The sequence below is a fragment of the Brachybacterium vulturis genome, assembly GCF_043641765.1.
GTDB lineage: Bacteria > Actinomycetota > Actinomycetes > Actinomycetales > Dermabacteraceae > Brachybacterium > Brachybacterium vulturis_A.
Window position 1 is genome coordinate 244062 of record NZ_JBHZRO010000002.1, and the last position, 14276, is coordinate 258337.

The 14276-nt window shown below is 70.8% G+C and carries 14 protein-coding genes; 11 read left to right on the plus strand and 3 right to left on the minus strand.

Features of this window, described 5'->3' with window-relative positions; translation table 11 throughout:
- Nucleotides 1-52 precede the first annotated feature (52 nt).
- Genes lepA through hemW form a run of 3 tightly spaced genes read left to right on the plus strand, consistent with a single transcriptional unit; the run spans nucleotide 53 to nucleotide 3904 of the window.
- Nucleotides 53-1933 (plus strand): translation elongation factor 4, encoded by a 1881-nt coding sequence (lepA, locus tag ACHUEU_RS02580; protein WP_394214319.1) that lies wholly within the window; start codon nucleotides 53-55, stop codon nucleotides 1931-1933.
- A 40-nt stretch (nucleotides 1934-1973) separates the two neighbouring features.
- Nucleotides 1974-2729, plus strand: coding sequence for an MOSC domain-containing protein (locus tag ACHUEU_RS02585; protein ID WP_394214320.1), 756 nt, complete (start codon nucleotides 1974-1976; stop codon nucleotides 2727-2729).
- Complete coding sequence (hemW, locus tag ACHUEU_RS02590) at nucleotides 2726-3904, plus strand: radical SAM family heme chaperone HemW (protein ID WP_394214321.1); 1179 nt, start codon at nucleotides 2726-2728, stop codon at nucleotides 3902-3904. Before ACHUEU_RS02585 ends, hemW begins: the two co-directional genes overlap by 4 nt.
- A gap of 103 nt (nucleotides 3905-4007) precedes the next feature.
- Here hemW and ACHUEU_RS02595 read toward each other — a convergent pair whose 3' ends face one another.
- A complete protein-coding gene (locus ACHUEU_RS02595) occupies nucleotides 4008-4778 on the minus strand; it encodes a magnetosome magnetite crystal formation protein family (RefSeq protein WP_394214322.1) in 771 nt (256 codons plus the stop codon).
- 139 nt (nucleotides 4779-4917) lie between these two features.
- Nucleotides 4918-5799, minus strand: a complete 882-nt coding sequence (locus ACHUEU_RS02600; RefSeq protein ID WP_394214323.1) for a DUF3097 domain-containing protein — start codon at nucleotides 5797-5799, stop codon at nucleotides 4918-4920.
- Between the two features lie 117 nt (nucleotides 5800-5916).
- Here ACHUEU_RS02600 and hrcA point away from each other — a divergent pair, with 117 nt between their 5' ends.
- The 3 genes from hrcA (at nucleotide 5917) to ACHUEU_RS02615 (ending at nucleotide 9009) form a co-directional block, all read left to right on the plus strand.
- On the plus strand, nucleotides 5917-6954 hold the full coding sequence (hrcA, locus tag ACHUEU_RS02605) for a heat-inducible transcriptional repressor HrcA (RefSeq protein WP_394214324.1): 1038 nt from the start codon (nucleotides 5917-5919) through the stop codon (nucleotides 6952-6954).
- A gap of 102 nt (nucleotides 6955-7056) precedes the next feature.
- A complete protein-coding gene (gene dnaJ / locus ACHUEU_RS02610) occupies nucleotides 7057-8184 on the plus strand; it encodes a molecular chaperone DnaJ (protein WP_394214325.1) in 1128 nt (375 codons plus the stop codon).
- 36 nt (nucleotides 8185-8220) lie between these two features.
- Complete coding sequence (locus tag ACHUEU_RS02615; protein ID WP_394214326.1) at nucleotides 8221-9009, plus strand: 16S rRNA (uracil(1498)-N(3))-methyltransferase; 789 nt, start codon at nucleotides 8221-8223, stop codon at nucleotides 9007-9009.
- Nucleotides 9010-9112: 103 nt separating this feature from the next.
- Here the strand turns inward: ACHUEU_RS02615 and ACHUEU_RS02620 are convergent, their stop codons facing one another.
- Complete coding sequence (locus tag ACHUEU_RS02620) at nucleotides 9113-9655, minus strand: NADPH-dependent FMN reductase (protein WP_394214327.1); 543 nt, start codon at nucleotides 9653-9655, stop codon at nucleotides 9113-9115.
- Between the two features lie 77 nt (nucleotides 9656-9732).
- Between ACHUEU_RS02620 and ACHUEU_RS02625 the strand changes: the two genes are divergently transcribed.
- From ACHUEU_RS02625 to era, 5 genes are read left to right on the plus strand one after another with little or no spacing between them, the layout of a single operon-like run.
- Nucleotides 9733-10107 (plus strand): histidine triad nucleotide-binding protein, encoded by a 375-nt coding sequence (locus ACHUEU_RS02625; protein WP_394214328.1) that lies wholly within the window; start codon nucleotides 9733-9735, stop codon nucleotides 10105-10107.
- Nucleotides 10104-11156 (plus strand): PhoH family protein, encoded by a 1053-nt coding sequence (locus ACHUEU_RS02630; RefSeq protein WP_394214329.1) that lies wholly within the window; start codon nucleotides 10104-10106, stop codon nucleotides 11154-11156. Before ACHUEU_RS02625 ends, ACHUEU_RS02630 begins: the two co-directional genes overlap by 4 nt.
- Nucleotides 11153-11614: an rRNA maturation RNase YbeY gene (gene ybeY / locus ACHUEU_RS02635; protein ID WP_394214330.1), complete on the plus strand. Its 462-nt coding sequence runs from the start codon at nucleotides 11153-11155 to the stop codon at nucleotides 11612-11614. Before ACHUEU_RS02630 ends, ybeY begins: the two co-directional genes overlap by 4 nt.
- A 45-nt stretch (nucleotides 11615-11659) precedes the next feature.
- A complete protein-coding gene (locus tag ACHUEU_RS02640; RefSeq protein WP_394214331.1) occupies nucleotides 11660-12994 on the plus strand; it encodes a hemolysin family protein in 1335 nt (444 codons plus the stop codon).
- Entirely contained in the window at nucleotides 12984-13982 is a 999-nt protein-coding gene (gene era, locus ACHUEU_RS02645) for a GTPase Era (protein ID WP_394214332.1), read from the plus strand. Before ACHUEU_RS02640 ends, era begins: the two co-directional genes overlap by 11 nt.
- The last annotated feature ends 294 nt before the right edge of the window (nucleotides 13983-14276 follow it).

Here is a 14276-nt window from a genome sequence, read left to right on the forward strand (position 1 = left end):
GGGCCGATGCCCGGGCGCCGCTGCGCCCGACGATGGACCCACGAGAGGATGTATGCCGGTGAGCCCGAGGATCGCTGTCGATGAGGCCCGGGACATCCTGCCCGCGTCGACACCCCAGGAGCGCCTGCGCAACTTCTGCATCATCGCGCATATCGACCACGGCAAATCCACCCTGGCCGACCGCATGCTGCAGATCACCGGGATCGTCGAGGAGCGCGCGATGCGCGCGCAGTACCTCGACCGGATGGACATCGAGCGCGAGCGCGGCATCACCGTCAAGAGCCAGGCCGTGCGCATGCCGTGGCAGGTCGACGGCGAGAACTACGCCCTGAACATGATCGACACCCCCGGCCACGTCGACTTCACCTACGAGGTCTCCCGCTCCCTCGCGGCCTGCGAGGGCGCGATCCTGCTGGTCGATGCCGCACAGGGCATCGAGGCGCAGACGCTGGCGAACCTGTACCTGGCGATGGAGCACGACCTCACCATCATCCCGGTGCTGAACAAGATCGATCTGCCCGGCGCGGAACCGGAGAAGTACGCCGCCGAGATCGGGCAGCTGGTGGGCGTGGACCCCGAGGACGTGCTGCGCGTCTCCGGCAAGACCGGGGTGGGTGTGCCCGAGCTGCTGGACCACGTCGTGGAGACCCTGCCCCCACCGCACGGTGAGGTCGAGGCCCCGTGCCGTGCGATGATCTTCGACTCCGTCTACGACACCTACCGCGGCGTGGTCACCTACATCCGCGTGTTCGACGGCTCCCTGAAGTCCCGCGACCGGATCGACATGATGTCCACCGGAGCGCACCACGAGCTGCTCGAGATCGGCGTGAGCTCCCCGGAGCCCCACCCCACCCCGGGCATCGGCCCCGGCGAGGTGGGCTACCTGATCACCGGCGTGAAGGACGTGCGCCAGTCCAAGGTCGGCGACACCATCACCACCTCGATCCGCGGCGCCCAGCAGCCCCTGGCCGGGTACTCGGAGCCCAAGCCGATGGTCTACTCCGGGCTGTTCCCGATCGACGGCTCCGACTACCCGGTGCTGCGCGACGCGCTGGACAAGCTCAAGCTCAACGACGCCTCCCTGAACTACGAGCCCGAGACCTCCACCGCCCTCGGCTTCGGCTTCCGCGTCGGCTTCCTGGGCCTGCTGCACCTGGAGATCGTCCGCGAGCGGCTCGAGCGCGAGTTCAACCTCGAACTGATCTCCACCGCGCCCAGCGTCGTCTACCAGGTGACGATGGAGGACGGCACCGAGGTCGAGGTGATGAACCCCTCCGACTTCCCGGCCGGCAAGGTCGACTCCATCACCGAACCGATCACCAAGGCCACCATCCTGGTGCCTAGCGAGTTCATCGGCGCCGTCATGGAGCTGTGCCAGTCCAAGCGCGGCAGCCTCGGCGGCATGGACTACCTCAGCGAGGACCGGGTCGAGCTGCGCTACACCCTGCCGCTGGCCGAGATCGTCTTCGACTTCTTCGATCAGCTGAAGTCCAGGACCCGCGGCTACGCCTCGCTGGACTACGACGTCTCCGGTTCCCAGGTCGCCGACCTCGTCAAGGTCGACATGCTGCTGCAGGGCGAGCCGGTGGACGCCTTCAGCGCCATCGTGCACCGGGACAAGGCCTACAACTACGGCGTCGAGATGGCCGGGAAGCTCAAGAAGCTCATTCCGCGCCAGCAGTTCGAGGTGCCGATCCAGGCCGCCATCGGCGCCCGCATCATCGCCCGCGAGAACATCCGCGCGATGCGCAAGGACGTGCTGTCCAAGTGCTACGGCGGCGACATCTCCCGCAAGCGGAAGCTGCTCGAGAAGCAGAAGGAGGGCAAGAAGCGCATGAAGAACATCGGATCCGTCGAGGTCCCGCAGGAAGCCTTCATCGCCGCGCTCTCCTCCGATGCGGGCGACATGCCCAAGGACAGCAAGAAGAAGTGACGCCCGGGCGACGGCCCGACGCCGCGGGAGGAGCCCCGAGATGACCATCGCCCCCAGCACCCTCGAGGTGGCGTTCGATCCCGCCGCCACCGGACGGATCGCCGCGGTGTGCACCGTCGCCGAGCTGTTCCCGGTCCCTGCCAGCGGACTGATGAGCGGGATCGACAAGCGACCGGTCCCCGGGCCGGTCCGGCTGCTCACCCACGGCGTGCTCGGTGACGTCCAGGGGGACCGCGAGCACCACGGGGGGATCTTCAAGGCCGTCTACGCCTTCTCCCGAGAGGTCCGCGAGGCGTTCGTCGACCTGGCCGGCCAGGAGCTGCCCGATGGCTTCTTCGGCGAGAACCTGGTGACGCTCGGCCACGACACCGACGAGACGGTCATCGGGGAGCGCTGGCGGATCGGCGGCGCCGAGATCGAGGCCACCTGCCCCCGCACGCCCTGCGGCACCTTCTCCGCGAGGTTGGGCGACCGGCGCTGGGGCCGCACCTTCAGCGCCCAGGGCCGCTGCGGCGCCTACTTCCGCGTCCGCACCGAGGGCGAGGTGACCGCGGGCGAGGCGATCGAGGTCCTGGCACGCCCCGCCCACGGCGTGACCATCGCAGATGCCTTCCGCGGCCTGACCGCGGAGCAGGCCCGTGCCCTGCTGGACTGGGCGGAGGGGACCGGCACCGTGCTCTACGACTCCCTGGCCCGGTCCGCGCTCACGGTGCTGTCCCGGGCGGGACAGCAGGTCGACTTCCCGGCCGTTCTGCGCTCCACCGGCCGTGGGCTGGGCCCGGGGAGGGGACTGTGAGCACCGTGAAGCATGCAGCGGATCCAGGAAGCGACCTCTCGGTCTACATCCACGTCCCCTTCTGCGCGGTGCGCTGCGGGTACTGCGACTTCAACACCTACACCGCCACCGAGCTCGGCGGCGGCGGGTCCCAGGCCGAGTACGCGCACAACGCCATGGCCGAGATGGACCTGACCCTTGCCGCGGACCGCGCGGCCGGCTACGACTACCAGCAGGTCTCGACCGTGTTCTTCGGCGGCGGCACCCCCACGCTGCTGCCCGCTGATGATCTGGTCGCGATGCTCGAGCACCTGCGCACCCTGCTCCCGCTCGCGGACGACGCCGAGGTCACCACCGAGGCGAACCCCGACTCGGTGACCCGCGCCTCGCTGTCCCGGCTCGCCGCCGCCGGCATCACCCGAGTCTCCTTCGGCATGCAGTCCGCCGTGCCCTCGGTGCTCGCCACTCTGGACCGCACCCACGACCCCGAGAAGGTGCCGCAGGCCGTGGCCTGGGCGCGCGAGGCCGGTCTGGACGTCAGCCTCGACCTCATCTACGGCACCCCGGGCGAGACGATCGCCGACGTCGAGACCTCCGTGACGTCGGCTCTGGCCTGCGGAGTCGACCACATGTCGGCGTACTCGCTGATCATCGAGGGCAACACGGCGATGGCCCGGCAGCTGCGTCGCGGCGAGCTCACGGCCCCCGACCCCGACGACATGGCCGACAAGTACGAGCTGGTCGATGATCTCGCGAGGGCCGACGGGCTGTCCTGGTACGAGGTCTCCAACTGGTCCCGCACCCCGGCCCAGCGCTCCCGCCACAACCTCGCCTACTGGCGGGGCACCGACTGGTGGGGGATCGGGCCGGGCGCCCACCGCCACCGCGACGGGCTGCGCGCCTGGAACGTGAAGCATCCCAGCCGGTACGCCCGGATGCTCGCCGCCGGCGAGCTGCCGGTCGCGGACTCCGAGCAGGTCACCGCCGAGGACCGCCTCGTGGAGCGCGTCATGCTCGAGCTGCGGATCGCCGACGGCCTCGACATCGCGGTGATACCCCTCGAGCGTCGGCCGATGCTCGCCGTGCACCGCGACCGCGGGCACCTCGAGCCCGCCGCCCTCGAGTCCGGTCGAGCGGTGCTCACCCGCAGCGGGCGCCTGCTGGCCGACGCGGTGATCCGGGACCTGGTGCCCTGACCGGTCGCCGGACCGACCGCGGCGACCTGTGCGAGAACGCCCCCGGGATCGGTGGATGATCCCGAGGGCGCGCACGGTCAGCGGGCGGCAGTGGCCGCGTCGCTCACTTCACCAGACGGATGTTGACGGGGTAGTTCCAGTACTCGCCCCGGTTCGCCTTGACCGCACCGATGATCGAGAAGATCAGCTGCAGCAGGGCCGGCAGGCCGGCCAGCGGGAACAGCACCCAGCCGATCGTGAGGGTGAGCACGCCGATGATCGCGATCGCGATGGTGAGCACCACCTGGGCGACGAACACCGCGATCGCGCCGTTGAGCGCCTCGGCGGAGTGGAAGCGCACGAAGCGGTCCCGGTCCTTGTACATCAGGTAGACGACCAGCGGGCCCACCCAGCCGAGGAAGCCCCAGCTGATCACGTGGCCCACGGCGACCGCGGCCTGGGCGATCGTCGCCCACAGGCGCGAATCCGACTGGCTGACGGCCTGCCCGGTCAGGGGCCCGTCATAGACCCCCGGAGTGCCGGCCGGCGGCAGGCTCTCGCCCTGCGCCGCCGGCCCGGACCCGTCGGGTGCCTGCTGGCCATGGGGCGCCTGCTGGGCGTGCGGTGCCTGTGCGGGGTCGGGGGCGACGAACGGATCCTGCCCGCTCGGGGCCGGCTGCTGCGCGGGAGCCTGCGGTGCCGGCTGCGAGGCCGGGGCGGCGTCGCTGTCCAGGGGGTGGTTCCTCGCGGCCTCGGCGTCGTAGGCGTAGGGATCGTGCGGGTGGAGGTTCGGATCGGAGGTCGGAGCGCCCTGCTCCGCCTGCGGCGGCCGCGGGGCGTCCGGGGTGCCGGACTCGGCGGCGTAGGGATCGTGGGGGTGCGGTGTCTGGCTCATGGTTCCTTCTTCGTCACGGGCCGGCAGAGGACCGGCGGCGGGCTGATGGATCCAGCCTAGGGAGCATCCGCGGCGTCGTCACCGTGGCGAACCGCCGGATCATGTGGGGGATAGCCCCCAGCAAGAAGGCCGGCGACGATCAGGACGGGTCGACGGTCACGAAGTCGATGAGCTCCTCGATGCGGCCGGAGAGGGTCGGCTCGACGTCCGCATAGGAGCGCACGGTCGACAGGATCCGCTTCCAGCCCAGGCCGATGTCGGCCTTGTCGGCGCGCGGCCAGCCGAGCGCCGCGAGGGAGCCGACCTTGATGTCCGTGCCCTTGGGCACGTGCGGCCACTCGCGCAGACCCACCCGCGCGGGTTTGACCGCCTGCCACACGTCCACGTACGGGTGGCCGACCACGGTGACGTTGCCGCGGGCCCCCGGCAGAGCCATCACCTCGGCGGCGATGCGGGACTCCTTCGAGCCCTTCACCAGGTGATCCACGAGGATCCCGAGCCGTCGATCCGGCGAGGGGCCGAACTCGCGGACCCGCTCGGTGAGGTTGTCCGCGCCCTCCAGCTGCTCGACGACGATCCCCTCGATGCGCAGGTCGTGGCCCCAGACCTTCTGCACCAGCTCGGCGTCATGGGTGCCCTCGACCCAGATCCGGGAGGCGCGCGCGGTGCGGGCCTTCGCACCCTCGACGAAGACCGAGCCCGAGGCCGAGCGGCGGCGCACCGGGCCGGTCGGGGCCGCGGCCACGGGACGGTGGAGCACCACGGGCTTCCCGTCGATCATGAAACCGGGTCCGAGCGGGAACGTGCGGCGCACGCCGCGGCCGTCCTCGAGCTCGACCACCAGCTCGCCCGCGATCTTCTCGACCCGGGTGATGGCGCCGGTGAAACCGGTCGAGGCCTCCTCGACGACCAGGTCCCGTCGAGCGGGGACCTCCTGGGCGACGGGGCGGCGACGATGGTGGGCGGGGGGACCGGCGGACAGCACGTCGCGGCCGTACCGGTCGGGGAAGTTCGCAGGCACGCGCGACACCGTACACCCGTGGCGAACGCCTCCCTGCGCAGCGCGCCGAGGCGGCGTACGATTGGCACTTGGCACGGCAGAGTGCCAGTGTGGACCGGCCATCGAGCCGCTCCGACCATGAGACGACAGCACGCAGCGCAGGAGGTGAGGGAGACGGAGGACCGCAAGCTCCACATCCTCGGCGCGATCGTCGAGGACTACGTGGCCACCCGCGAGCCCGTCGGCTCCAAGTCGCTGCTGGAGCGGCACGAGCTCGGTGTCTCCGCCGCGACCGTGCGCAACGACATGTCGCTGCTGGAGGAGGAGGGGCTGATCCATCAGCCCCACACCTCCGCCGGACGGGTCCCCACCGACAAGGGCTATCGCGCCTTCGTCGACCACGTGGCCACCATCAAGCCGCTGTCGGCCCCCGAGCGTCGGGCGATCCGTGCCCTGCTCGAGGATGCCGGCGACGTCGAGGACCTGCTGGCCCGCACCGTGCGTCTGCTCGCACAGCTCACGCAGCAGGTCGCCATGGTGCAGTACCCCGCGCGTAGACAGGCGAGGATCCGCCACGTCGAACTGGTCAAGGTGGCCGACTCCCTGCTCCTGGTGGTGCTGATCCTGGAATCCGGGCGGGTGGACCAGCGCACCGTCCCGGTCATGGCGGGCAGGCCGACGGAGTACTACGCGGCCCTGCGCGACCATCTGAACCGGGTCGTCGCCGGCCGGGAGGTCACCGATCTCACGGCGCCGCTGGGCGAGTACCTCGAGTCGCTGTCCCCGCCGGAGCGCGCGGCGGCCGCCGAGGTGGCCGAGACCCTCGTGGCCCTGGCCGCGAACCGGGCCGAGGACCGCATCATGATGGCGGGCACCTCGAACATCGCCCGCTCCGCGCAGGACTTCGCCCGCGAGGTCGAACCGCTGCTGGACGTGCTCGAGGAGCAGCTGGTGCTGCTGCGCCTGTTCACCGAGATGCACGTCTCCCCCGGGGCTGTCGAGGTGCGCATCGGTTCGGAGCTCGAGGACCGTGCTCTGCACTCCACCGCCGTGGTCGGTGCCGGCTACGGGGCGGGATCCCATCTGGCGATCCTCGGCCCCCGCCGGATGGACTACGTCACCGGGATCTCCACGGTCCAGGCCATCGCCCGCTACGTCTCCCGCTATCTCGAATAGGAGCGCCGCCGGTCCACCCGGCCCTCCCCGCTCGACCCCCGTCTCCGCCCGCCGCTCGCTGCGGCCCGGCCACCCCGACTCCCCGCGAAGGAATCCACCCCTGTGAACGAGGACTACTACGATCTGCTCGGCGTCTCCCGCGAGGCCTCGACCGACGAGATCAAGAAGGCGTACCGCAAGCTCGCCCGCACCCTGCATCCGGACGTGAACCCGGATCCGGAGGCCGCCGAGAAGTTCAAGCGGGTCTCCCAGGCCTACGAGACGCTCTCCAGCGCGGACAAGCGTCGCCAGTACGACATGGGCGGCGGCCCGGGCATGGGCGGATTCCCCGGCGGCGGCGGGGCCGGCTTCGACTTCAACGACATCTTCGACATGTTCGCCGGCGCCTCCGGGATGCGCGGCCGCAGCCAGGGCCCGGTGCCGCGCCAGCGCCGCGGCGGGGACGTGCTGCGCCGGGTGCGGATCGAGCTGCGCGACGTCGTCTTCGGCACCGAGGAGGAGGTCACCTTCCGCACCGCCGTGCTGTGCGAGCGCTGCGAGGGCTCCTGCGCCGAACCCGGCACCAGTCCCACCCGCTGCACCACCTGCAACGGCTCCGGCCACGTCCAGCGCGTCGCCCAGTCGCTGCTGGGCCAGATGGTCACCATGGCGCCGTGCCCCACCTGCGACGGCCACGGCGACGTCATCGAGAGCCCCTGCACCGAGTGCTCCGGCCACGGCCGCACCGCCACCGAGCGCAGCGTGACCGTCCGCATCCCCTCCGGCGTGGAGAACGGCACCCGCATCCAGCTGCGGGGCGAGGGGGAGACCGGCGAGGCCGGCGGTCCCTCCGGTGACCTCTTCGTCGAGCTCATCGTCACCGACCATGAGATGTTCGATCGCCACGGCGACGATCTGGTGACCACCATCGCGGTGCCCATGACCACCGCCGCTCTTGGCGCCACCATCCCGCTGGACACCTTCGACGGCGAGCAGGAGCTGGACGTGCGCCCCGGCTCCCAGCCCGGTGAGGAGATCACCCTCAAGGGGCTCGGCGTGACGCCGCTGCGTCGGGAGCGGCGCGGCGACATCCGCGTGGTTCTCGATGTGGACGTGCCCTCCTCGCTCACCGACGAGGAGCGGGACCTGCTGGAGCAGTTCGCCGCACTGCGCGGGGACGAGACCTCCCGCCGCTCCAAGGGGCAGCGGGGACCGTTCGCGAAGCTCCGTGAGCGCCTGCGCGAGTTCTGAGCCCGCCCTGCACCCGAGACCAGCGGAGAGCATCTGATGCCCACCACACCGCCGAGCTTCCTCGTCCTCGACGAGGCGCTGGCCTCCGCCGTCGCCGGTGACTCGCTGGAGCTGGCGGGCGATGAGGGCCGCCATGCCGCGAAGGTCGCCCGGATCGGGGTGGGGGAGCAGGTGCTGCTCACCGATGCCCCGGGCCGTCAGGTCCTCGCCGAGGCGGCCGCCGCTCGCAAGGAGGCGCTGGATCTGCGCCTGCTGGCGGATCCCGCGCCCGCCGTGCAGCGCCTGCCCCGGCTCACCCTGGTCCAGGCCCTGGCCATCGGAGGCCGCGACGAGCAGGCCGTCGAATCGGCCACCGAGCTCGGCGTCGACACCGTGGTGCCGTGGATCGCCCGGCGCTCGGTGTCCGTCTGGCGCGGGGAGAAGCTGCGCAAGGGCCGCGCCAAGTGGGAGGCGACTGTGCGCGCAGCCGTGAAGCAGTGCCGCCGGCCCGGCATCCCGACGGTCGATCCGCCGGTCACCACCGCGCAGCTGCTCACGGAGCTGCGGGAGAGGACGGCTGACGGCACCCTGATGCTGGTGCTGCACGAGCAGGAATCAGCGGGTGTGATGAGCCTCGCCCCTCGGCTGCGCTCGGCGAGCGAGGACGGCCTCGAGGAGATCCTGGTGATCGTCGGACCCGAGGGCGGGATCGACCCCGACGAGCTCGCGCAGCTGCGCGAGGCAGGGGCCCGTCCCGTGCTGCTGGGCCCGGAGGTGCTGCGCTCCTCGACCGCTGGCCCTGCCGCGATCGCGGTGCTCAGCGCGCTGGTGGGACGCTGGGGCTGAGGTCTCGGCCCACCCGCTGCCCGGGACGATGCAGCGGGGGCGACCCGGCGGGGCCCCGCCGGGAGCAGATCTCGACGGGGCCACCAGCAGGGATCGCGCAGGATCAGCCGACGCGCGCCGGCATCCGGGCGTCGAGGGCATCGAGGTGGAGGCGCAGGGCCGCGGCCTTCTCCTCGGAGACGAACAGCTCACCCTCGACGGAGAGATCCTCCCGGAAGCCCAGGCCGATCGCGCCGAGCACGTCGGCATCCAGTCGCAGCATCAGCTTCTCCAGCTGCGGCAGCACCTCGCTCGCTGCTCCCCAGCCGTAGCCGAGCAGCACGGTGGGCAGATCCTTCCACTCGGCGTAGAGGAAGTCGATCGCGTTCTTCAGGGCGCCGGGGTAGGAGCCGTTGTACTGCGGGGTGAGGATCACGACGGCGTCGAGGGCGGCGATCCGCTCGCCCCAGGCGCGGCCGTGGTCGGTGGTCTTCTGCGCGCCGGACTTCGGGCTCGCGGGCTCGTCGAAGGCGGGCAGGGCGACCTCGCGCAGGTCGATGAGGTCGATCTCGAAGCGGTCGGCGGCGGCGTCGGCGACCCAGCGGGCCACCTTGTCACCGACGCGGTTGGGGCGGGCGCTGCTGATGATGATTCCGAGAGTCGTCATAGTATTTTAAACTTCTCATACCAGATGGGGCTTCCCCAAGCCAGGGTGGCCTTCCTCGCTCCCGTAGACTTCGCAGCATGCGAAACAGCGTCACCGAACCCGCCGCACCGCGCCACGATCCGGACTGCCTCTTCTGCAGGATCATCGCCGGGGAGGTCCCCTCCGAGCGTGTCCACGAGGATGATCAGGTCATCGCCTTCAAGGACCTGCATCCGCAGGCGGCCGTGCACGTGCTCGTCGTCCCCCGCGCGCACCGCCGGGACGTGACCGAGCTCGCCGCGGACCCCGACCTGCTGGCCCACACCGCGAAGGTCGCCGCGAACGTGGCGGCCGAGCAGGCCGATGGTGAGTTCCGCCTGATCTTCAACACCGGCGCGAGCGCGGGACAGTCCGTGTTCCATGTGCACGCGCACGTCCTGGCGGGCGGGAAGCTCGCAGAAGGAGCACTGTGACCGACGCCCTCACCCCGGCCCCTGGCCGGCCGCCGGAGATCGGCGAGTCCACGCTCGCGATCCCCGCCCATCTCAGCCCCTTCCAGGTGCTCGGGGAGAACGATCAGGCTCTCGCCGCTCTCGAGGACGCGGTCCCCGACACCGATGTCCACGTGCGCGGGCACCAGGTGACCCTGCGCGGCACCGAGGATGCGCTGCGCCGCAGCGAGCACATCGTGCGCACCTTGATCGAGCTGGCGAGCACGGGCCAGGCCGTCACCGTGGAGGCCGTGCAGCGCGCCGCGAACCTCTACGGGGACGATCGCGCGAACGGGAGGAAGCTCGAGCAGGTGTTCTCGCGCACCATCCTGTCCTCCCGGGGTCGCACCATCCGGCCCAAGACGATGGGCCAGAAGAGCTACATCGAGGCGGTCGAGTCCTCGACCATCACCTTCGGGATCGGCCCGGCCGGCACCGGCAAGACCTATCTCGCCGTCGCGATGGCGGTGCAGAAGCTGCTGAGCAAACAGGTCAACCGCATCATCCTCACCCGCCCCGCGGTCGAGGCGGGGGAGCGGCTGGGCTTCCTGCCCGGCGGGCTCAACGAGAAGATCGACCCCTACCTGCGGCCGCTGTACGATGCGCTGCACGACATGCTCGACCCGGAGTCGATCCCGCGCCTGATGGCCGCCGGCACCATCGAGGTCGCGCCGCTGGCCTACATGCGCGGCCGCACCCTGAACGACGCCTTCATCATCCTCGACGAGGCGCAGAACACCACGCCCGAGCAGATGAAGATGTTCCTGACCCGCCTGGGCTTCAACTCCACCATGGTGGTCACCGGTGACGTCACCCAGGTGGACCTGCCCGGTGCCCAGCAGAGCGGCCTGCGGATCGTCGAGCAGGTGCTCTCCGGCATCGACGACATCTCCTTCTGTCGTCTCTCCTCCCGCGACGTGGTGCGCCACAGCCTGGTCAGCGACATCGTCGAGGCCTACGGCCGCTGGGAGATCCGCCCCGGCGGCAGTCGAGACTCCCGCCACCGCCCGACCAAGGGGAATCGCCCATGACCATCGAGATCCGCAACGAGACCACCGCGGTCGTCGACGAGAAGGAGTTCGTCGAGCTCTCGCGCTTCGTCTTCGAGGCGATGCACCTGCACCCGGCCACCGAGATGTCGATCCTGTTCGTCGACGAGGGGGCGATGGAGAAGCTGCATGTGCAGTGGCTGGACCTGCCCGGCCCCACCGACGTGATGAGCTTCCCGATGGACGAGCTGATCCCCGGCACCGCGCAGCAGCCCGCACCCGAGGGCCTGCTGGGCGATGTGGTGCTGTGCCCGGCGGTCGCGACCCGGCAGGCCGCCGAGGCGGGCCACAGCGCCGTCGAGGAGATGCTGCTGCTGACCGTCCACTCCATCCTCCATCTGCTGGGCTACGACCACATGGAGGAGGATGAGCGCACCGAGATGTTCGACCTCCAGCGCACGCTGCTGCTCACCTTCCTCGCCTCGCGGACCGCGCGCTGACCGCCGGCCCATGACTCTTCCGCAACGCAGATCCCGGACGGCGCCGTGCTGACTCCCGCCCTGCTCGTCCTGATCCCGCTGATCGTGCTCTCCGGGGTGGTGGCCGCCGTGCTCACGGCGGTCGATGCCGCGCAGCTGTCCGTCTCCCGCAGCGTGCTGGACAAGGCGCTGTCCGCCCGGCCCGAGTCCGTGCGCGCACGGGTGCTGGCCCACCAGGAGGACACCGCCCGCACGCTGGCCTCGGTATCGCTGGGCCGGATGCTCGCGGAGACCGTGATGGTCGCCGCGGTGGCCGGGGTGACCGTGGCCGTCCGCGATCATCTGGGCCATGCGGGCCTGGTGCTGCCGGGGATCGCGACCGTGGTGGTCGCGGGGCTGCTGGTGCTGATCGTGCTCGCGATCTCGCCGCGGACCATCGGCCGCAGCCGTCCCGAGTCGGTGCTGATCTCCAATCGCTGGCTGGTCACCCTGGTACGGGGCCTGCTGTGGGTGCCCGCCGGGGCTCTGACCAGTGTGGGCGCCTCGCTCGAGGCCCGTTCGGGAGGGCCGGAGAAGCCCGAGGACGGCGCCGAGAAGGCCCGCAAGAACGTCGACCGCGCGCTCGAGGACGAGCACGTGCGCGATGGCGAGCGGGATATGATCCAGGGCGTCTTCGACCTCCGCGGCACCATGGTGCGCGAGCTGATGGTGCCGCGGCCCGATATGCTCACCCTCTCCGCGGAGGCCAGCGCCGAGACGGCGATGCAGCTGTTCGTCCGCTCCGGCTACTCCCGCATCCCCGTGATCGGGGACAACGTCGATGACCTCTGCGGCATCCTCTACGTCAAGGACGTGATGCAGGCGATCCACTCCCCCTGGGACCCGCAACCGCAGCGCCCGGTGCACGAGATCATGCGCCCGGCGCGCTTCGCCCCCGAGTTCGTCGCGGCGGACGCCGTGCTCACGCAGATGCAGACCAGCCACGTGCACATCACCGTGCTGGTGGACGAGTACGGGGGAGTGGCCGGCATCGTCACCATCGAGGACATCCTCGAGGAGATCGTCGGCAACATCGCCGACGAGCACGACCGTCAGGAACCGGAGATCCAGGCCCTCGGTCAGGGCCGCTACCGGGTGCCCGCCCAGGCGGGACTCTCCGAGGTCGGCGATCTGTTCGATCTCGAACTCGACGACGACGACATCGACAGCGTCGGCGGGCTGCTGGCCAAGACGACCGGGCGGGTGCCGATCCCCGGCACCCAGGTGGTCGTCCTCGGCCTCGAGCTCGAGGCCGAGAAGAGTGCCGGCCGCCGCAAACGCCTGTCCACCGTGCTGGTGCGCAGGGCCCCGCAGGACGACGAGCAGCCGGGCGACGACCAGGAGGACGACGATGACCGCTGAGCAGCAGCACGACGAGCAGGACCAGGATCGACCGCTGCAGGCCGGCGGGGGAGCGGGTGCGCACCGCTCCGGCTTCGTGGCCCTGGTGGGTCGACCGAACGTCGGCAAGTCCACCCTCACCAATGTCCTGGTGGGGGAGAAGGTCGCGATCACCTCCACCAAGCCCCAGACCACCCGCCGCGCGATCCGCGGCATCGTCACCCGCGACGACGCCCAGATCATCCTGGTGGACACCCCCGGCGTGCACCGCCCCCGCACTCTGCTCGGCGAACGGCTCAACGACCTGGTGCGCGAGACCCTCGGTGAGGTCGACGTGGTGGGCTTCTGCCTGCCCGCCGACCAGAGGATCGGCCCGGGCGACCGCTTCATCGCCGAGGACCTGGTGGAGATGCGCAGCGGCCGCCGCGGCCCGAAGGTGGTCGCCGTCGTCACCAAGATCGACCTGGTGGGCCGCGATGTGCTGGCCGAGCACCTGATGGCGGTGGACCAGCTGATGGGCTTCGACGAGATCGTCCCGATCTCCGCGACGCAGGGCGAGCAGGTCGACGTGCTGCTGGGTGTGATCTCGGCCCAGCTGCCCGAGGGCCCGCAGCTCTACCCCGACGATCAGCTCACCGAGGAGTCACGCGACGACCGCATCTCGGAGCTGATCCGCGAGGCCGCGCTGGAGGGTGTGCGCGACGAGCTGCCGCACTCCATCGCGGTGGTCGTCGAGGAGGTCGTCGAGGTGGATCCCGATGGCGATGCCTTCACCCCGGTCGAGCCCGGTACCGGGCGTCTGGTGGTGCGGGCGAGCCTGTTCGTCGAGCGCGACAGTCAGAAGGGCATCATCATCGGCAAGGGCGGCTCTCGGCTGCGTGAGGTCGGCGCCGGTGCCCGTGCCGAGATCAATCACCTGCTGGGGCGGAAGGTGCACCTGGACCTGCGGATCAAGGTCGCCAAGGACTGGCAGCGCGATCCCAAGCAGCTGGGCCGGCTGGGGTTCTGACCGGTCCCGCGCCGGATGTTCGCATCGTGAGCAGGGCCGAACCGGCTCGCGCGCGGTGCTACCGTGACGCACATGCGTGGATCGCTGCTCCTGCTTAGCCGCCGCGACGGGACCTGAACGCCGGGACCCCGCCGCGGCTGAAGTGTTGTCCGGCGACCGGTACTCCAGCGAGAAGGACCCCCAGATGACTGACTCCACGACCACCAGCACCAGCGCTTTCGCCCCGGTGGCGGCAGACGGCGACCCCGCCGCGCCCGTCCTCGGCACCACCGGCGCCGCACCGCAGCAGCCCTC